General features: G+C 33.2%; 16 protein-coding genes. 9 read left to right on the top strand and 7 right to left on the bottom strand.

Going from position 1 to position 20,119, the window contains the following annotated elements; translation table 11 throughout:
- The first annotated feature begins 422 nt into the window (after positions 1–422).
- The 6 genes from KMW28_RS05210 to KMW28_RS05185 all read left to right on the top strand — a co-directional run bounded on the left by KMW28_RS05210 (position 423) and on the right by KMW28_RS05185 (position 6,053).
- Positions 423–1,562: an ATP-binding protein gene (locus KMW28_RS05210; protein ID WP_169664445.1), complete on the top strand. Its 1,140-nt coding sequence runs from the start codon at positions 423–425 to the stop codon at positions 1,560–1,562.
- Positions 1,540–1,917, top strand: coding sequence for a response regulator (locus KMW28_RS05205; protein ID WP_169664444.1), 378 nt, complete (start codon positions 1,540–1,542; stop codon positions 1,915–1,917). The genes KMW28_RS05210 and KMW28_RS05205 overlap by 23 nt, the downstream gene beginning before the upstream one ends.
- A complete protein-coding gene (locus KMW28_RS05200) occupies positions 1,895–3,049 on the top strand; it encodes a sensor histidine kinase (RefSeq protein ID WP_169664443.1) in 1,155 nt (384 codons plus the stop codon). The genes KMW28_RS05205 and KMW28_RS05200 overlap by 23 nt, the downstream gene beginning before the upstream one ends.
- Positions 3,050–3,202: 153 nt before the next feature.
- Positions 3,203–4,315, top strand: a complete 1,113-nt coding sequence (locus tag KMW28_RS05195; RefSeq protein WP_066209594.1) for an ATP-binding protein — start codon at positions 3,203–3,205, stop codon at positions 4,313–4,315.
- Positions 4,316–4,369: 54 nt separating this feature from the next.
- Complete coding sequence (locus KMW28_RS05190; RefSeq protein ID WP_169664442.1) at positions 4,370–5,227, top strand: helix-turn-helix domain-containing protein; 858 nt, start codon at positions 4,370–4,372, stop codon at positions 5,225–5,227.
- A 109-nt stretch (positions 5,228–5,336) separates the two neighbouring features.
- Positions 5,337–6,053 (top strand): pirin family protein, encoded by a 717-nt coding sequence (locus KMW28_RS05185; protein WP_169664441.1) that lies wholly within the window; start codon positions 5,337–5,339, stop codon positions 6,051–6,053.
- A 90-nt stretch (positions 6,054–6,143) separates the two neighbouring features.
- Here KMW28_RS05185 and KMW28_RS05180 read toward each other — a convergent pair whose 3' ends face one another.
- The 4 genes from KMW28_RS05180 to KMW28_RS05165 form a co-directional block, all read right to left on the bottom strand.
- Positions 6,144–6,935, bottom strand: coding sequence for a DUF4249 family protein (locus KMW28_RS05180; protein WP_169664440.1), 792 nt, complete (start codon positions 6,933–6,935; stop codon positions 6,144–6,146).
- 1 nt (position 6,936) lies between these two features.
- Positions 6,937–9,627 carry a TonB-dependent receptor gene (locus tag KMW28_RS05175; protein ID WP_169664439.1) on the bottom strand — a complete coding sequence of 897 codons (2,691 nt, stop codon included), beginning with the start codon at positions 9,625–9,627 and terminating at the stop codon, positions 6,937–6,939.
- A gap of 92 nt (positions 9,628–9,719) precedes the next feature.
- Positions 9,720–10,148 (bottom strand): hypothetical protein, encoded by a 429-nt coding sequence (locus tag KMW28_RS05170; RefSeq protein WP_169664438.1) that lies wholly within the window; start codon positions 10,146–10,148, stop codon positions 9,720–9,722.
- Between the two features lie 157 nt (positions 10,149–10,305).
- Positions 10,306–11,268: a DNA cytosine methyltransferase gene (locus KMW28_RS05165; RefSeq protein ID WP_169664437.1), complete on the bottom strand. Its 963-nt coding sequence runs from the start codon at positions 11,266–11,268 to the stop codon at positions 10,306–10,308.
- Positions 11,269–11,821: 553 nt separating this feature from the next.
- Here KMW28_RS05165 and KMW28_RS05160 point away from each other — a divergent pair.
- The 3 genes from KMW28_RS05160 to KMW28_RS05150 all read left to right on the top strand — a co-directional run bounded on the left by KMW28_RS05160 (position 11,822) and on the right by KMW28_RS05150 (position 14,780).
- Positions 11,822–12,742 (top strand): zinc-dependent peptidase, encoded by a 921-nt coding sequence (locus tag KMW28_RS05160; RefSeq protein ID WP_169664436.1) that lies wholly within the window; start codon positions 11,822–11,824, stop codon positions 12,740–12,742.
- A gap of 21 nt (positions 12,743–12,763) precedes the next feature.
- Positions 12,764–13,156: a nucleoside 2-deoxyribosyltransferase gene (locus tag KMW28_RS05155; protein WP_169664435.1), complete on the top strand. Its 393-nt coding sequence runs from the start codon at positions 12,764–12,766 to the stop codon at positions 13,154–13,156.
- Positions 13,157–13,394: 238 nt separating this feature from the next.
- Positions 13,395–14,780 (top strand): hypothetical protein, encoded by a 1,386-nt coding sequence (locus KMW28_RS05150; protein WP_169664434.1) that lies wholly within the window; start codon positions 13,395–13,397, stop codon positions 14,778–14,780.
- A gap of 115 nt (positions 14,781–14,895) precedes the next feature.
- On the opposite strand, the gene KMW28_RS05145 is transcribed toward KMW28_RS05150, so the two are convergent.
- From KMW28_RS05145 to KMW28_RS05135, 3 genes are all read right to left on the bottom strand, one after another.
- Positions 14,896–15,498, bottom strand: a complete 603-nt coding sequence (locus tag KMW28_RS05145; protein ID WP_169664433.1) for a hypothetical protein — start codon at positions 15,496–15,498, stop codon at positions 14,896–14,898.
- Between the two features lie 487 nt (positions 15,499–15,985).
- Positions 15,986–18,565, bottom strand: a complete 2,580-nt coding sequence (locus tag KMW28_RS05140; RefSeq protein ID WP_169664432.1) for a glycoside hydrolase family 3 C-terminal domain-containing protein — start codon at positions 18,563–18,565, stop codon at positions 15,986–15,988.
- A gap of 457 nt (positions 18,566–19,022) precedes the next feature.
- Entirely contained in the window at positions 19,023–20,021 is a 999-nt protein-coding gene (locus KMW28_RS05135) for a DUF3137 domain-containing protein (RefSeq protein ID WP_169664431.1), read from the bottom strand.
- Positions 20,022–20,119 lie beyond the last annotated feature (98 nt).

The raw sequence follows: 20,119 nt of genomic DNA, 5'->3' as shown, positions 1-20,119 counted from the left end.
CAAAAAAATATACAAGCACTAATATGTTTAGGCTTGAGCGAATATGTATATAAAAAAAGAGATAAAAAAGTATTTTGTATACTAAATTAAAATAACAAAGCATACACCTATATAACAACGTACAGAATTTATAAAACACTTTAAAACAGATGGTTAAAATCCTAAATATCAACTAACACATCATTCATTGAATGCAAAAAAAATATTAACTCAAATACTTTATAAGATTTTTAGTAAAGTTCTAATTCAAAAGAAAACAATAAAATTGATAGTGTTAAAACCAATAGAAAATCCTTATTTATAGTTCGATGGTTAATAAAGTAATGGTTTGAAATATTTAAAGAATAGTTTGGTAATAATTAATTTCAACATTAAAAAATAAAGATTTTGATATAAATTAGATAAGGAAACCCTAAAAGCTTATGATGAATCCTACTGCTATTACTCAGTTACTAAATGATAAAAATCAAATTTATCATCAACTTTATGATTCTTCACCCGATATGTACGTTTCTGTAGACCCCAATACAGGAAAAGTGCTTATGTGTAATATTACCTTAACCGAGAAAGTTGGAAAATGTAAGGACCAAATTATTGGTGCTTCGATAATGGAAATGTATCATCCAGATTCTATTGAAGCAGCAAAAAAAGTATTTCAAAAGTTTATTAAGGGTCAGAAAATTGAAAATGAACGGTTAGACTTGATCACAAACGATGGTAAAAAAATACCTGTACTTTTAAATGTTCAGAGTATCAAAGATGAGTGTGGTAAAATTATTCTAAGTAATTCTTGTTGGAGAGATATATCAGATATTGTGGCTTTAGAAAAAATAGTAAAGAAAAATGATGAAGCTATTCAATCTAAAAATAAAGAACTAGAAGAGTTTGTCTATATCGCTTCTCATGATCTTCAAGAACCTTTACGCACCATTTCTAGTTTTATTGAGTTGCTTGATATGGAATATGGAGAACAACTCGATGAGGAAGCTAAAACATACCTCGAATTTATCGAGAAAGGTTCTCAGAATATGAAAAACATAATTAAGGGCTTACTCGATTACTCTCGCATTGGCAATGGTGTGGAAAGATCTAATATTGATTGTAATAAATTGATTGCTGATATCACTTCTGATTATCATTTACTATTTGAAGAGAAAAATGTCGAACTGTTTACTTCTTTTTTACCAAAGGTTTATGGTGATCCAATTTCCTTAAGATTACTTTTTCAAAACTTAATCAACAATGCCGTTAAGTTTAGTAAAAAATCTAAACAGCCCATTATTGAAATAAATTATTCTATAAATGAAAAGGATGTACTTTTCAGTATAAAAGATAATGGAATAGGTATCCCAAAAGATAAAACATCCGAAATATTCAAATTTTTTAAACGGTTAAACAGTAAATCACAATACGATGGTTACGGTATTGGACTAGCTCATTGTAAAAAAATAATTGATTTACACGAAGGAAAAATTTGGGTCGAATCTATTCTTCATGAAGGGAGCATCTTCTATTTTACACTACCAAAACATAGAACTGATGAAACGAATATTACTAATTGATGACGATTATCCTACTAATTACTACAATGAAAAAATGCTCAAAAAGGTATTAGAAAACCCAGTAGTAATAAAAATGGAAAATGCAGAAGAAGCATTAACTTTTCTAATTAATGAAAAAGAAGAAAAAATTGATTATATCTTTTTAGATATAAATATGCCAGAAATGAATGGTTGGGAGTTTTTAGAAAGTTATAAAAAAGTTCCTGACTCTAAAAAAGCAGATACTTTGATCATCATGCTTACTACTTCTTTGAACCCACATGATAGAAAGAAAGCAGAACAAGATCCATTGATTAATGATTTCTTGACCAAACCTCTAAACAAAGAAAAAATTGAAAAAATTATTAGTACATAATGAAATTGATGAATCATTAAAACAATATTTTAAGGATAGCACACAAAATACATCTGACTATGAAGTCATTTTGAGTAATATTCTTGAAGGAACTATGGCTGGTTTTTGGGATTGGCACATCAAAGATAATTATGAATATATGAGTCCAACTTTTAAAAAAATGTTTGGATATGAAGATCACGAAATTGAGAATCATCCAGATAGTTGGCAAAAAATCATTCATCCAGAAGATCTGCCCGGTGTTTTTGATGTTTTTAATAAGCATGTAGCTTCTAAAGGTAAATTTCCTTACGATAATGAGGTAAGGTATTATCACAAAGATGGCTCTATAGTTTGGGTATTTTGTAGAGGAAAAGTAATCGAATGGGATGAAGAAGGAAACCCTTTGAGGATGATTGGCAGTCATATTGACATCACAAAAATTAAAGAAGCTGAACAAACGAAAAAAATAAATATTGCATTAGAACAAAAAAATCAAGAATTAGAACGTTTTGCATATGTAGCATCTCATGATCTTCAAGAGCCGTTACAATCATTACAAATATTTACGGACCTTTTAAAAGAGGAGTTTGCATTAGAATTAGGTAAACAAGGTGTACAATATATTGAATACATAGATGCATCAAGAAAAAAAATGAGTGGTTTGATTAAGTCACTTCTCGACTACTCGCTTATTGGTTCTGAAGACAAAAAGACCATTACTAATGTTCAAGTAATCGTAGACCAATTAACCTTTGAAAATAAAGAATTAATTGAGGAGACAAATACAAAAATCTCCTATGATAATCTACCAGTATTAATTGCTTTCGATTTACAATTAAAGCTAGTTTTCCATAACCTTATCCTAAATTCAATATTTTTTAGAAGTAAAAATAGATCTCCTAAAATAAATATAGATGCTGTCAAAAAGGATAATTACTGGACCTTTAAAATTACAGATAATGGAGGGGGAATAGGAAAAGATCATATTGATAGAATATTCCTTTTATTTCAAAAATTAAGACACGAAAACTCCGGGGCAGGTATTGGGTTAGCCTTTTGTAAAAAAATCGTAGAACTGCATCAAGGTAAAATTTGGTTAGAGTCAGAGGTAGGTATCGGTACTTCAGTTTTCTTTACAATAAAAGTATAAAACGTACAGTTAGCCACAATAAATAATTTGATTTACACCTCAAAAGCACATCAAAACCCATCTATTTCCCTATTTAACAAAATTATATCGTTTAAATCTATATATTAAAAAGTATTTTAACTTTCATTTAACCAGCATTTCACTAACTAAAATATGTTTACTAACTCTAATCCTAATGATTTTTCTAAAAAGGATGATGTGTACTTACACCTTTATGAAACTTCTCCTGATATGCACGTTTCTGTAGATCCTTCTACAGGTAAGGTCATCATGTGTAATAAAACCACTGAAGAGAAACTCGGAAAATCTAAAGAAGATATTATAGGAACCCATGTCTTAGATCTCTATCACCCGAATTCAAAAGATAAAGCTTCTAATATTTTTAAATCCTTCAAAAAAGGTAGTGTCATTGAAAATGAAAGACTACAAATTCTTGATGCAAAGGGACATACCTTAACCGTTCTTTTAAATGTACATTGTCTTACCAATGAAAAAGGTGAGATCGTTTGTAGTAATTCTTCTTGGAGAGATATTAGCGATGTGCTTACCTTGGAAAAAGAGATTCAAAAAAATGATACTTTCCTTAGAGATAAACAAAAAGAGTTGGAGGAGTTTTTATACATCGCTTCTCATGATTTACAAGAACCTTTAAAAACGATACAAAGTTTAATCAGTTTATTTCAGTACGAGGATCAAAATCAACTCACTGATAACTCCAAACAATATCTTGAATATATTAGCTCTAGAGCAGATAGTATGCAAGGGATAATTCAAGGGTTATTGGAGTATTCAAGATTAAACAAGGATGATCAGTTAATTCCTGTGGATTGTAATCAAATTATTGCAGAAATTAAAGCTGACTTCCAATCTATAATTAATGAGAAAGATGTCAAGATTGATCATTCTGTACTACCTACCGTCAAAGGTTTTCACACACTCATCCGTTTATTATTCCAGAATTTGATAAACAACGCTATCAAATTTCAAAAAGAAAACGCTGACCCTTTCATTGAAATTGAAGCGAAAGAACTGGACGATTTTTATCATTTTTCTGTAAGAGATAATGGAATAGGTATTTCTAAAGAATATACTCAGGGAATTTTTAAAATCTTTACTCGTTTACACACAAAATCAGAGTATCCTGGTCATGGTATCGGATTAGCACATTGTCGAAAAATTGTGAATCTACACCATGGAAATATTTGGGTAGACAGTGAAATTGGCTTTGGAAGTACTTTCCATTTCACTATTTCTAAAAGTTTATAAAACATCTTAACTGCTTAGATGATATATTAGTGGTAACAATCGTTTAACACAGAAATGGAAGCAGTAAAAACGTATAGAAATGTCAATAAACTCGATAGTAAAATCACTTTTAGTGTCTCTAAAATGCAAGACATTTATGATAAAAGAGGCGGAAAGGTAGATGAACCTCATCGACACGATTTCTATACGTTAGTATTTACTGAGAAAGCCAAGGGGACTCATAAGATAGATTTCAATGCCTATCCTTTAGAAGATAAATCTTTGTTTTTTATTTCCCCTGGCCAAGTACATCAGATTATTGAAGAGAAAAAATCGTATGGTTATGCTTTGGTATTTTCTGCTGATTTTTTGGCGTACAACAATATTTCTACATCATTTATTGAAGACCTCAATCTCTTCAACGATTTTGAAGATTCGCCTCCTTTAAAGCCTTCTGATATACAATTCGAGGAAATCAGACAAACCATAGAAAAGATCTTTTCAATTCATCAATCGGGTATGTCTTATGAGTTAGAGGCCATAGGTGCACTGCTAAAATATATTCTCATTTTATGTACCAACTCATGCAATTTATCATCAGATGATATTTCTAGTAGCAAAAGTCTACTTAAACAGTTTAAGGGATTAATTGAGGAACACTACAAGAAAGAACATCATACGTCTTTTTATGCAGAATTGCTTCACATCACACCGGATCATCTTAATAAGGTGGTGAAAATGCAAAGTGGTAAATCGGCTAAAGAACATATTCAAAGTAGGATTACTATTGCTGCCAAACGACTATTATATTTTTCGGATTTGACTAATAAAGAAATTGCCTTTGAATTAGGCTTCTCCGAACCTGCCAACTTTAGTGCTTTCTTTAAAAAATGTGTGGGAATGAGTCCTTCTCAATTTAAATTAGATAGCTGATCTCGGATTTTCATAAGCCTTTGTCTGATTCTAATATTCTCTTGTGTATCGTTTTTAGTGACCTTTGTATTACATCAAATCAAAAGATCACACTTAAACTTTATATATTATGAAAACGGTAAAACACACATCAGATTCAAGAGGGCATGTAAATCATGGATGGTTAGATTCTCATCATTCATTTAGCTTTTCTACTTACCATAACCCGGAGCGTATGAACTTTGGCGTATTGAGAGTTTTAAACGACGACCGTGTGTCTGCAGGCCAAGGTTTTGGACGTCACCCTCACGATAATATGGAGATCATTTCTATTCCACTTTACGGCGATTTGGAACATGAAGATAGCATGGGAAATAAAAAAGTGATTAAGGAAGGAGATATTCAGGTGATGAGTGCGGGTACAGGTATTTTCCATAGTGAATACAATCCGAATACCGATAAAGAAGTTCAGTTTTTACAGATTTGGGTGATCCCGAATGAGCGTTCAGTTCAACCTCGATATGATCAGAAAACAATTGCTGATTTATCTGAACCGAATCAATTGAATCAAATTCTTTCTCCAAATGCGGATGATGCAGGAGTTTGGATTCATCAGAATGCTTGGTTTCATCTAGGTACTTTTGATAATGACACAGAGTTGAATTATCAATTAAAAGATGCTAATAATGGAGTGTATGCCTTTGTATTAGAAGGCGATGTATCTATTGAAAATCAAACTCTTAACAAAAGAGATGGTTTGGGTATTTGGGAAACTGATAACATCAGCTTATCGGCCAAAAAAGGAGCAAAAGTACTCTTTATGGAAGTGCCTATGAATTTGAATTAAACTATAGTATAATCAAGAAACCCACCAATCAAAAATCGGTGGGTTTTCTTTTCTTCAATCTATTATACTACTCTCTTCATTATAACTGTTTTATAAGGAAATTACCCTTAGGGATAAAGTGTCAGAATTGATCCCTGAGAATATTCCAAAGGCGTTTTCTAAATTGGTTGGAGGATCGGTAATATTAATCGAACTGTTATCACTATTCTCGAAAAGTGCAGCGAACTCGGCGGTGACTTTATATAGTATCACCTCGTGGTCTCCATAATAATGAAACTGCATTGGGGTAAGTCGTTCCTCTTCTCCTTTTGTTGGAGCTAAATGAAACGACAATGGAGGCCAATCTTCATCTTCGTCTAAATCTTGAATTACTCTTGGATTCTCCTCAATACATTTAATTCCTATATAATGATACTCCGCATTTGCATTCTGAAAAGAAATCAATACCGGTTCTGGAATGCTTCCAGGAAAACCTCCACTTGGTTTAAATGCTTGAATGTAAGTACTGGAAAGTGCAAAGTTTTGAGGTGTGGATGGAATATAGGTTTCAGAATAAACAAGGGCATTTCGATAGTTAAAGCTTAATTGATACTCCTCTCCTTCTGTTATGATCAATTCTTTATTTTGATATTGACCGTTTCCTATATCGTTCAAATCATATATTTTTTCACCATTAGAAATCTGAATGGAAAGACCATTAACATAAGTATAAGTAGAATCTCCATTAAGATAATCTATTTGATTTTTCACTAAGACCTCTGCAAATTGATTTGGATGTAGATAGCTTTCTACAATTGGTGTATCCAAAATATTTACATCCTCGTCTGTTGGTGTACAAGAAAATAGGAGGACAAAAAATGTGATATATATATAATATTTCATGCTATTTTAGTTTTACAGAGAAGGTTAAATTGGGCGTCATGCCTAAATAATAGACAGGCGTTTCTACGATTTCATTATCTGTGACTTCATACTCCATGTACCAAACATTCGATCGGTTATAGACATTGAAAACTGAGAACCCAAGACTTGCAGGTGCTTGTTTCCCGATTTTGAAATTATACGTTGCCGATAAATCCAATCGATGGTAAGCCGGTAATCGATGACTATTTTTTGATGAGATAGTGATAAACGTTTCAGTAGATCCATCGGGTAGCGTCACCTCATATCCTCCTTGTGGTGCAGTGTAAGGTTTTCCTGATGCAAAAATCCAATTTGCTCCCAAATCCCATCGTCTCCATGAGTAGGTGAAAACCGATTTAAATTCATGTCGAACATCGTGTGCCGCATGAAAGCTATACTCACCAAATTCAGGGATGTTGTTGGTCACCTGAGCCAGTGTATAGCCCAACCACCCCGTAAAATCACCATGCTTTTTTTGTACTAGGAAATCAATCCCTTTAGAAACTCCATCTCCTGTAAAGAAGCTTTCGCTGTAATCTGTTCCATCCCTACTACCTTCAATTCTCAAGGAATATTCCGTTACATTTTCCAACTTTTTGTAAAAGGCTTCTACATCAAATAAGTACATTGGTGTTTCATAAGATGCTCCACCGATAAACTGAAGAGATGAACTTACAGGCAAGTTGTCGTTATCAGATAAGACCCAAAAATCCCGACTGCCTTCATTGATATCTTCTCTCACCACTCGCCTTGCAAACTGATAATACAAACCAGTAGATCCTTTCAATTTTATTTTATCATTTAAAATATAAGTACTGTTTAAACGAGGTTCGAAATAACTCTTTTCTGTACCTGTGAAGTAATTGTATCGCAAACCTGGAGTAATCATCCATCGCCTATCCATCATTGTAATTTTGTCTTCAAAATAGGCCGAATAAGTCTGCCCTTCTGTCTTTCGATCGATGATTGATAAGGTATCGTTCTGAGTGTAACTGTACTTGATATCGTTATGAGTGGCTTGGAATCCAAAGCCAAGCTGATGATCTTTTGTGAGTTTATAACCAAAATCTAATTTGGCTGAATAATCCAATAAGTTGTTGTCTTCTAAGTGCCCCCGATTAATTGATATCGTACTATCACCATCATAAAAACTACCTGATGTTGATCGGTTTCTATTGCTGAAATAATTGGAATAACTGACCAACATATTTCCGTACAGTCGATCGTTAAACTGTCTTGACCATTTAAAAGAAGCACCCGTATTTCCCCAATTCGTTAAATCGGTAATCTGACTACTTAATCCCATTCGTCCACCATTTGGTGATAATGAATTATCTAGATGGTCTTCTCCGTTATAAAGGCTAATCCCAATAACATCTTTATCGGTTGGTCGATATGTAAACTTTCCATTTAAATCATAGAAATAAGAGATGGTGTTTTGTTCTGTTTGTGCACGTCCCCTGCCAGGTATTCCTCCTTGTTGAGGTGTATTATTACTGGAATTACCATCAGAAAATTGATTGAAAATCTTATTGTATAATGGACTTTGCCAACTACGTCGACCTGCAAGAATTACAGAAGCTTTTTTACCCACAGGAAATTCTAAAAATCCATTTACTGACATCAAACTAAGATCGGCTGCCATGTTGAATTCATTCTGATTTCCTTCCTTTCCCGTAATCTCTAAAACGGATGAAGTACGTCCTCCATATTTAGCATCAAATCCACCTTTGTATAGTTGCACATCTTTTATGGCATTACTATTAAAGGCACTGAAGAAGCCAAACATATGCTCAACATTATAGACTGTAATTCCATCATAAAGAACCAATACCTGATCTGGCGTGCCACCACGAACATACAATCCCGATGAATTTTCATTGGCCGCACTAATTCCAGGCATCAGTTGAAAAGAACGAAGAATATCCCTCTCTCCTAAATTCGGAAGAGTCTTTAATTTTAAAGGAGACATCTTGATCATCCCAGCATGTTCCCCACTTACCTGAAGAATATCTTCCCTTTCAGCAGCAATAATTACCTCTTCCAAACTCTGTACTTGAGGCTCCATTTCGATAATTAGATCCTTGGTTTGTGCACCTGGAGTTAACGATAATTCTTTAGGTTGATATCCTATATATTGAAAAATAATAGTGCTCGTATCAGAAGGTACATTTAACAAAGAAACTCGACCATCTACATTTGATGTTGACCCGTTAGCCGTTCCTTTAACCATAGCTACCACATATGGTAGAGGTTCTTTGGTGTCAACATCAATCACTTTTCCACTTACATTCAATTTAAATTTAGTGGCTGCTTCTTTAACGACTTCTTTTTTAACGACCTCGCTTTCCTTTATTATAAACCACCTATCGACTATGTGGATCACACCAGTTTCATCATCGATGTAATATTTCATTTTCTGTTCCTCGCATATTTGTTTGAGGAAAACATCAAGAGGTCGATTGATAGGACGGTTTTCGTACTTCATACTTTTAAATAGTTGTTTATCATATTCAAAATTGACATTGTATTCATTAGAAATGAACGTCAGAATATTATCCAAATCGCAACATAAACGAGTGGATAGTTTGATGCTTTTAAGATCTTGTCCATTTAGCTGATATGAAAAAAATAGGGAGATAAAAAATATATATCTGAATGATTGACTCATGATAGTAAGCTTTGTTTTAAGAAGAATAGAGAAGTAGAAGTCTGCCATAATAGACAGACTCCTTGATGAAAAAATAAGGTGTAAATCCTTCCTTAAAACATTTGTCCCTGACCACCGCCAGGACCACCCATGCCTCCTCGACCACCTCTTCCTCCTCCTTGTCTACCATTTGGAGGTCCTTGTGGCTTGTTCTCGTTCATCACGCTGAGGTATTTACGGTATAATTTCTTTCCCAAAAGATCTTTCACTTTTTCGTTTCTAGTATTTTCCAGTGTTTCCATCTTCTCCTTATCTCTTTCCTTCATCGCTTCTTGAGCATTGGTAAAAAACTCCAGATGTATATCATAAATACCTTTTCTCTGTTCGTCTGTTAATTCGATTTTCTCTTCTAGTTGTCCTAGAGTTTCAACAGATTTCTCTTCTGGAGTTGAATGGTTTGGTCGTTGTCTTTCAGAATCTTGAGCAAATAAAGCCAAGGCCATCATGCTGAATGTGATGGAGAATAATAATCGTAAGTTCATGTCCTCTCTTACTTTTGAATAATTTAATTCGATAACTTTTGTGCAGCTTTTTAGCCGCGCTTATTTACAAGAGTGGGCAAAGTAGTTTTTGGTAGGAAAGAGAAGAAGAGTTTTAAACGAAGGGTATGATTTTTTCAACGAACGGAATTATTTTAAATTATTTTTCAATTTGATGAAGAATCGCTTTTAATACATTTACAGCAACGCTATTCCCGAACTGTTTATACGCTTGAGTCATCTTTGAAACAATTTTAAAACTATCTGGAAACCCCTGAATTCTTGCACACTCTCTTGGCGATAGTTTTCGTATGTCTTGTCCTACTTGATACAAACCTGTACGGGAACCAACACCTCCACCATAAGCGGATAAAGTTATGGCATGACCTCTGATATCGTATATACGTTCGCCCTGCCCGCCTTTATTTACTCTTCCGATTTGGATGGGCTTATTAGGTAATATCACATTCCCGTGGGAATCTTTTAAAGGGTTGTAATCTTTATAGATTTCTATATCAGGTCGGTCGACAATTTTAACTTTCGACTTCTTTTCTAAAAAGTCTTCTAGTTTTATTGCCTCTTTTTGAGGGGAAGGAAATGAAAAAGACTCCTTCATTAAGTCTTTTCGTAAACACACAAAATAAATTCTTTCTCTATTTTGAGGTAAACCGTAATGAGAAGCATTGAGTACTTTATAGTCTACGCTATACCCTAACTCATCCAAAGTTTGAACGACTACTCTCAAAGTATTTCCTCCATCATGTCGCTGAAAATTTCTTACATTCTCCAGCAAAAGTAATTTAGGTTGATGGTGATTGACAATTCGGGCGATATCAAAAAATAAGGTTCCTCTTGCATCTTCAAAACCTTTTTGTTTCCCGGAAATAGAAAACGCTTGGCAAGGGAAGCCCGCACATAGTATATCGTGTCTCGGAATCTCCTCCTCTGCTATTTGTGTAATATCACCTTTAGGTTGAAGTCCATAATTCACCGAATAGGTTTTAGCTGCATGTTCGTCCCATTCGGAAGCGAATACACACTCCGCACCAAAGCTGCTTAACGCTTGATGGAATCCTCCTATTCCAGCAAATAAGTCTATAAATTTTAGGTCTTCTAACTTCATAAATTGATGATCATCAAAAACAGTGTGCAAGGTAAGAATAAAAATTACTTTCTATAATTCAACGATATTAAATATACATATAAAAAAAGCTGTCCCTTTGTAGAGACAGCTTCGAATCATACATCGTTCAAACCTACTTTGAATTTGTATGTGAAAGTCTTGCTTTTTTAGGAAGCCACTTTGTGTTCTTTCTTTTATTATAATCTGTGTGATTACCATAATCGGACATGAAAATGGATGTTTTACAACTACTTAGAATACTGATTAAAAGTAGGAATGCAAACGTCTTTAACGCTGTTGATTTAAGGAAGTTGAAAATATTCATATGTCGTGCGTTTGTGCATCATTTAAACTATTGAACAACAATAGTAAATGTGCTTAATATTAGTATTTAGTAAATTATCAACCCGTAGGTGTTATTGATGTTAGGAGTCAAATAGAGTGCCAAAAATAAATGTTTCATAATAGTTTATCTTACTAGAATAGATTATTGTTTTTAATTCATAATTTTTCGTTATTTCCAATGAACTAAAATCGAGCAAACATATAAAGTATGAATACTTCCCTAATATCATTTATTGTCTTTTTAGGACTAATTGTCCTAGTGACTTGGGTAATTATCTTCAATACCAAAAAGAAAAAAAGTAGACAAAAGAACCTATTTAAACGAAGAGTATTTAAAGAAGAGTGGCGAACTATTTTACGTGAAAATGTGACTTTTTACAACGAAATTTCTGAGGAAAAAAAAGACGAATTTGAGCAGAGACTCTTACGTTTTTTAGCTTTCGTGAAAATTAAAGGAGTAAAAACGGATATCGAAGATCTTGATAAACTTTTAGTAGCTAGCAGTGCTATTATTCCTATCTTTGGTTACCCCGATTGGGAATATCCAAACCTTAAAGAAGTTTTGATATTCAATTCTGATTTAAACGAAACTGAGTTCGGACATCACTTTAATGATGGACATGTATTAGGTATGGTGGGAACTGGCAAACTGACCAATAAAATGCTGTTATCAAAAGGTGCTTTAAGAGAAGGATTCCGAAATGATAATGACAAAAAGAACGTAGGCATTCATGAGTTTGTTCATTTAATTGATATGGCAGATGGCAATACGGATGGAATTCCAGAGGTTTTCATGTCAAAATGTTATACGCTTCCATGGATCAATTTGATGAAGGCCGAAATCGAAAAGATCCACCAAAATGAATCAGACTTGGATGAATATGGAGGAACAAAGGATCAAGAGTTTATTACAGTCGCTTCTGAGTATTTCTTCGAACGACCTCAGCTATTAAAAAAGAAGCATCCAGATCTATATCTAGCTTTAGAAAAAATATTCAATCAGAAAATGGTAGATCAGGAACGAAGTTATCTGAGTTCTATAACCAAAGAAAAAGAAATTGGGCGCAACGATCCCTGCCCATGTGGCAGTGGTAAAAAATATAAAAAATGTCATATGATGTTTGACTAATGATTATCAAAGAGAAGAAAAATGAAAAAGGCCTATTTAGGAATAAGTTTTAAGAATAGAAAAGCTTTTAATAAAGAAGTAGAAGTTATAAAAGAGGTTTTATTACAGCATCAATACGAATTGATTGTTTTTGTTGATAAATACTTGTTCGAACCTCATCAAGAAAAGGAAATGATGCAAACCGCCTTTCAAGAAATTGATGAATGTGATTTATTTATCGCAGAATTAACAAGCAAAGCGATTGGTGTAGGTATAGAAGTTGGTTATGCTTTTAAGAGTAATCTTCCAATTATTTATTTGAGAAAGAAGAATTCGGATTACTCCACTACTTCGGCAGGCTGTGCCGATTATATTTTTGAATATGAAGATGTGCATCAATTAGAAAAAAAGCTGTCCTTATATTTTGATAGCTAACGAAAATAGTACTACTAATTCTGTTCAACCGTTTGTTATCACTAAGTACCATAACATTGTACAAGCCTCTAGCGTATCTCTCTCGTTATTAACTGACTTACAATTAATTCACAAAACCTATAGCATTACACTTCATTAACAAAAAGCGAAAAAATGTACGAATCAATGGCATTAATTTCGTTAAGTGTTTTTTACCAGTTTATGACGAATAATTAAATCTAATAACAAACAAACTTTGATGAACAGAATACTTACTAGACATTTCCTAGGTACGTTTCTGCTAATACTTTTTACTAATTTATGTATAGCACAAGAAAAATTTTACTTACTAGGAAACAATGCTTTCAATTCAGTAGAAGAATGGAAAGGAGAAAATGGTAATTCATTAAGATGGCAAAAAGCCACCAATACTACTACTAGAACTTTTCCTGAAGGAAATGATATCATCGTTTTAAGCAGTTCAGGCGAGGCAAAATTTGGTAGCAAATTGAATATTAATTTCGATTTAAATCAAATATCTTCTCTTCTTGAAGTTGATTTCAAAAAATATGATGCAACTCTTTATTTAGGGAAATCAGGCAAAGCCAATTTGAAACTGACTACCAACAATATTCATTTAAAAATCACCACGGAAGAAAACTCCTCCTTGATTATTAGAGATGAATTAAATCTCTCTCAAGGAACAGGTGGGAATGATGAATTAGATATCAGTGGTTATGTCTTTATTCAAAAACAATTGGTCCTCAAAAATTCAGGTATTAATATCTATGTAAGAGAAGCCGGACATTTAGAAATAAATTCATTTTTTGAATCTGAAAATGGAGGAAAGATATACATAATGGTGTGTGGAAAACTTACAATTGATAGCGATTTATCAATTAAAGGACAATTTGAAATTAATACCTGTGATGGTACTGAAAGTTGTGGAGAGATCAATATTGGAGGCGACTTCAATTATAAATGTGATGGCTCAGAAAACAATAGTATTACTGGTTGTGGTAATATTAATGCGGGTACATGTACTGAATGTGTATCCCATGGACAAATTAATTTTTGTGATGATTTAGACCTACCGGTCGAGTTAGTTTATTTCAAAGGACAAAAAACAGTCAATGGACATTTACTTCTTTGGGAAACAGCATCAGAATTAAATTCTTCTCACTTTGATGTGGAGGTATCATCAGATAGAATGAATTGGGAAAAGATTTCTACTATTCAAGCTGCTGGAAATTCTAACGTGACTCTCAAATATCAATATTTAGATGCTATAGAATCGGGTTTGTATTATCGCTTAGCACAATATGATCTTGATGGAGCTGTAGAATATTTTGGCATAGTTTCTTTTAATGGAAATAATACTGATTTTAGTGTTACCGTATATCCTACTAAAATCACGAATGACCAACAACTGAAAGTGGAAGTTCAAAATGCGAACGAAACCTATCCTGTAGTGGGCGTCTTATACAATACCAATGGTGTATTATTATCTCACGATATAATTGTTGAACAACCAAGTGGAAGTGATATAGGTACGTTTACATTACCGCCCCTTCAATCTGGTATGTTTATCTTAAAAGTATCCAATGGAATAAATACTGAAGCTGTAAAGCTTATTCTAGAATAGTTTGGATAGGATGATATAGACAAAAACTGTTCTTAGTGTACTAATACTTAAACACTAAGAACAGTTTTTTTAGTCAAAGACTTATGTAGAAATGTAAATTCAATAAAGTATCACTTTATTGTACACTTCGGTTACGCATTAACTTATTATATTTTTCAACCACCCTTTCAAAATCATCTGCCTTTTTAATCTTTTTAGAAAAGTACTCTTTTATCTCTGGACATTTTGTTGTCATTTCATTTTGATATTCTTTATAGGATCTTGAATAACACTTTCCTTTACGAATTTCTAAATAAAATGGGACGGTATATTTAACAGCTGAACCTGTGGAACCGAACCCCATACCAGAAGTCCCAAAACTAAATCCTATTCCAGAGTGATGTCCATGGTTATACACTTTGAAAATAGTTAAGGCTCCAGAAGAAACTATTTGACCAATGTAATGATTTCCATGATACTCTTTTACAGTGTACTTGGTACTATGGCCCAACATGATTTCTTTAATTTCAGACTTTTCAATTTTCTTCTTAGCTCCATCAACTTTACATTTTAAAGTTGATTTCCCTTCGTCGACAACAATATAGTTTCTTGTTTTCGCTTGGCAATTCAGAGTTGAGCCATCTTTCATTGTCATTACCACATCCAAATAAGACTGACCAAAAGCCAAAGATGAAATCATTACTAAAAAAGTAATTAATTGAAGTTTTAATGTTTGCATTTTAAATATAGTTTTAGTTGTGCTTTAGTTTACTTTACAAGTAGTAAATAATTCAATATACTTTTATAAAAATTGACATTTTTATAATAAAAGTTATCAAAATGATAAGTAACAGATTTTAACGAGGTTAAATTCATAATAACGCAATTACTACTAACAGCTAATTCTATTCTTAAGCTTAGATAGTCTTCACTAAAAACTACCACATCAAATAAATCTGTGGCTTATCACCAAAATAATATTTACGACGATCCAATACATTTACTTTCATTATTGCGACATAGAAATGTTATAAGTCGCAGACTTAAACAAAATAAAGTTCGTAGTGACCCTGACGCTTAACACAACGAACAGAGCACAAAAAAACACAGTCCAAAACAAAAGTAATGGACTGTGTACCTACCGCATCTACTATCACATAAATGCAGTGGAAATGAATATTAAATCCCGATGTATGTAATACCATACATAATAAGCATCGAGTGGGTTAATTGATTTTAGTCTGAGTATGTATAACTACGTTTTCGATTGTATAAGCTTGTTTGTTACCCGGAGGAATAATCTTTATAGATTTATGTTCTACTTCCCCTTTTAATGTTTTTATTTTTATTCGTACCGGCTTTCCATATTCTGGTGGAATAGGAATACGTATCGGTAACTTATTTCCTTTAATGGTATACTCTCCAATTTGAGCTCCTTCCATAGAAGTTGTAACCACTGCATTTTTACTTGCCGATACGAAGTTTAATTCAGCTTCCCAAGTATTTACATAAAAGCCAGGATCAACAAATGTGATTTCATATTCTACCCATTGGTACTGATCATTATCCTCGTCTTTTGATGTTGCAAAACCTGTTTCATTCTGATATAAATAGTCCCAATTTCTTGATCGGTTCTTGTCGTTTGCATCAAAATAGCCACTCTTTTCTCCTACCTTGATAGATGGAATTGTTCCTGCTTTTACCTTTACTGTCTGACGAGCTAAAATATTCTCACTCGAATTTCCTAAAAGGATTTCATAAGCTCCTTCATCTACTATAAACTGATTGTCTACACTATCGTAATGAGCAAATGCTTCATAAGGTACTTGAAGTTGGATACTTGTTTTCTGTCCATTAGCTACACGCACTTTCTTGAATCCCTTTAAAGCTTTTTTGGGCGACTGTTGCGTCGGGTTCAACGATTTGATATACAATTGTACCACTTCATCTCCATCCATATCTCCTATATTCAACACGTTGGCAGTCACCACTACATCTTGTTGAGGGTTGACTTTTTTTGCATTCACTTTCATCTTCTGAATATCAAATGATGTATAGCTTAAGCCGAAGCCAAACGGATATAAAGGTGTTCCATCATAATACATATAAGTTCTTCCTGTCTGAATATTGTAGTCGTGGAAATCGGGTAACTCATCATCCGAAGAATACCAAGTTGAATTTAGTTTTCCTCCTGGATTTACCTTTCCGAACAATACATTCGCTAAGGCTGTACCTTGTTCCTGACCATTCGGCCATGTACAAATAATTCCAGGGATATGCTCTTGTTCCCAAGCAATCGCTGTAGGGCCACTTGGTACCAAAACCAATATCACATTCTTGTTGACCGCCTGAACTGCTTGAATTAATTTATGTTGATTTCCGGGTAATTTTAATGATGCTCTATCCACATTTTCAGTAGAGGTAGTTTCATCGTTCCCGACCACCAAAATTACTTTCTCTGACTTTTTGGCCATTTCTACCGCCTCTGCAATTTTCTGATCGTCGTCTTCTTTTGCAGTTACTCCACAACCTTCTGCAAAATTTATCTCTGCCGATGTGGCTTTTCGTAAACCATCTGATGGACTCACTTTACTTTTTGGGAAACCTGAATAAATTCCCATCCAACAACGGTTGGCAAATGGCCCTATAACTGCTAAGCTTTTCTCTTTATTTGATAATGGTAGAATATCATCATTCTTTAAAAGTACGATAGCTTCTTCCGCAGCTTTTAGTGCTAAAGCTTTGTGTGTATCACATTCTAACACCTCTTCTGGTATTTTAGAATAAGGATTTAGAGAAGGATCATCAAAATCTCCTGTTCTAAAACGAAGTTTCAATAACCTTCTAACAGATACATTGAGTTCTTCTTCTGTCAATAAACCTTGGTCGATAGCAGGTTTTAAAGCATAGACCATCGGCGCCTGTTTTTTGTTATTTCGATAACATTCTTGATCGACACCCGCCTTGATTGCCATCGCAACTGCTTCCGGTTGACTTTTGGCGTAATGCATTCTTGTTTCCAAACCTTCAACAGCAGTCCAATCGGCTATAACATATCCTTCAAAGCCCCACTCTTTACGCAAAACATCGTTTACAGCCCAGTTATGAGCAGAACATGGAATTCCATTCAAGCCATTTAAAGCTGTCATAATTCCTGTTGCTTCCTCATCTACAATACATGTTTTGTAAGCAGGGAAATAATATTCGTATAAATCTTTCTTATTAATATTAGAGAAAATCTTCTCTCTGTATTTATCGACATTATTGGCTACATAGTGTTTTACAGTCGTTACTGTCTTGACATATTTCGGGTCGTTGCCTTGCATACCTCTTACATACATTCTTGCCATTTCCGACATCAAAAAAGGATCTTCACTATAGCATTCACCATTTCGTCCCCATCTAGGATCGCGAGCCATATTTACAGTAGGCGAGAACATCATCACCTCTTTTTCACCTTTATTCTTTAGTGCCCTTGCTTCGTTGGAGATAGCTGTGGCAACATCAAACATTAAGTCGGGATTCCAAGTACTTCCCATAGCAATGTTCTGAGGAAACTGAGTACAATTCCATGCAATAATACCGTGCAATGCTTCACCATACCATTCAAAATAAGGAACGTCTAATCGATCTATCCCCGGAATCCTAGATCCACAATAATTGATCTTTTCTTCCAACGTCATTTTTGATAATAAGTCGTCCACACGATCGTCTATATCCGCATTCGGATCTTTCCATGTTTGCGCATTTAAGCCATACCCAAATACAAGAAAAAATAAGAGCAGTTGATTGAATTTATTTTTCATACTTTATTATTATTGACTTCAGTTTTGATGTTTCCGAAACTAGATGTAGAAAGTCTACTATCGGGGTGCATCAAGTAGTTGATATGATACGAAGGTGAGTAAATTCTGGAAGGATTGGTAGTAATTGAGGTATTCAAAAATTATACAATGGATAGTTTTTGAATTGATATAAAAAAAAAATATTTTAAACTACTCGACAACAAAACAACATTTAAACTAATGAATAACAATTGATTAAATAAAAATCAATTAATAAATAAAGGGAGAAAAATTTCAATTCATGAGGGGTAAATTAATTATGCTTTCATTAAAAGATTTAGTCAATCAATCAATAATCAAGATAGAAGATTAGTATTAGTTTGTGACTGATTATTAAATAAAAAAAGTTCGATATGATATATGAAATTATCACATCGAACTTAAGTGTATTCTTCTGAATTTATTTATGCAAAAAGTACTATTGAACAATTCTACTTCCTTTGGTCCAAATTCTAGTATTCAGATTTAATTCTCTAATAATTACTTGATTGAAGTGTAAGAGTGTATAGATCTTATTTACAGCCTCAAAGTCGTAAACTGATTTATAAATTGGAGGTTCAAAAAGATCTTCTTCGAACGAAATTGCACAGTGTACTCTAGAGTCCACAAAAGAAAAATCGATTGGCTTATGATAATAATTGAATAAATTTATGAATGCCTCCATAATTGTAGGTGTCAGTATATATCTTGCCTCCACCTGATCTGAAGAAGTCACTAAAAACCTTTTTGAAAAATCTGGATTCTCTAGTTCTACTTTTGGTAAATCTAAAGAGTTTACAAGGTTTCTTGAAAATCGAACACTTCTTACATATGTCTTGCCCGAAAAATGTTTATTAAAATCAGCATGAAAAAATAAACCTTTAAATATTGTATACCATCTAGTTTTTCTATCTTTCCCTGTACCTCTAACTTCTTTATATTCTGTATGTAATTCAGAACATTTAAAGTCAGTATCTTCGATTTGTCCAATAATCAAGTCATCACCTCTGTATGAGTCTACTACTTCTTTAAAAAGTCCACTTTTTTTGTATTGAACACTTGAAATCATTCCTTCAGCCGAGTAAGTCCAAGTATCATCTATAAGATGAGTAACTGATTTAACTATTTTCGATTTATATGAAGTACGATAACTTTTTATTTTAAATTTTAATATAAACTTAAGAATTCCTGAAACAGCATAGCTGATAAAAATGGTATAAAAAAGATATGTAGGATCTTTAAAGTATTGCTTAATTGATGGTGGTATATCAATAAAATTAACAGCAAACACCATTAACATAAAAAGTATTCCTATCCCTCCGAAGATTAGTACTCCTATTTGAAAAGGTAATAACTTCTTTCTTTCAATTTCTAAATCATGTAATTCGGGTTTCAGCTTTTCTTCGTAAAAACGTTTTAATTCACCTTGAGTAATCATAATAATTAGTTTAAAAAAAATTTGATAAATGATTTTACAATCAATCGTAAAGATTCTAGTTTTTAAAGTAAAGGATTGAATTTATAAGGTAACTAGCC

The sequence above is a fragment of the Flammeovirga yaeyamensis genome (assembly GCF_018736045.1).
GTDB classification, from domain to species: domain Bacteria; phylum Bacteroidota; class Bacteroidia; order Cytophagales; family Flammeovirgaceae; genus Flammeovirga; species Flammeovirga yaeyamensis.
This window is presented reverse-complemented; position numbering and strand designations above follow the sequence as displayed.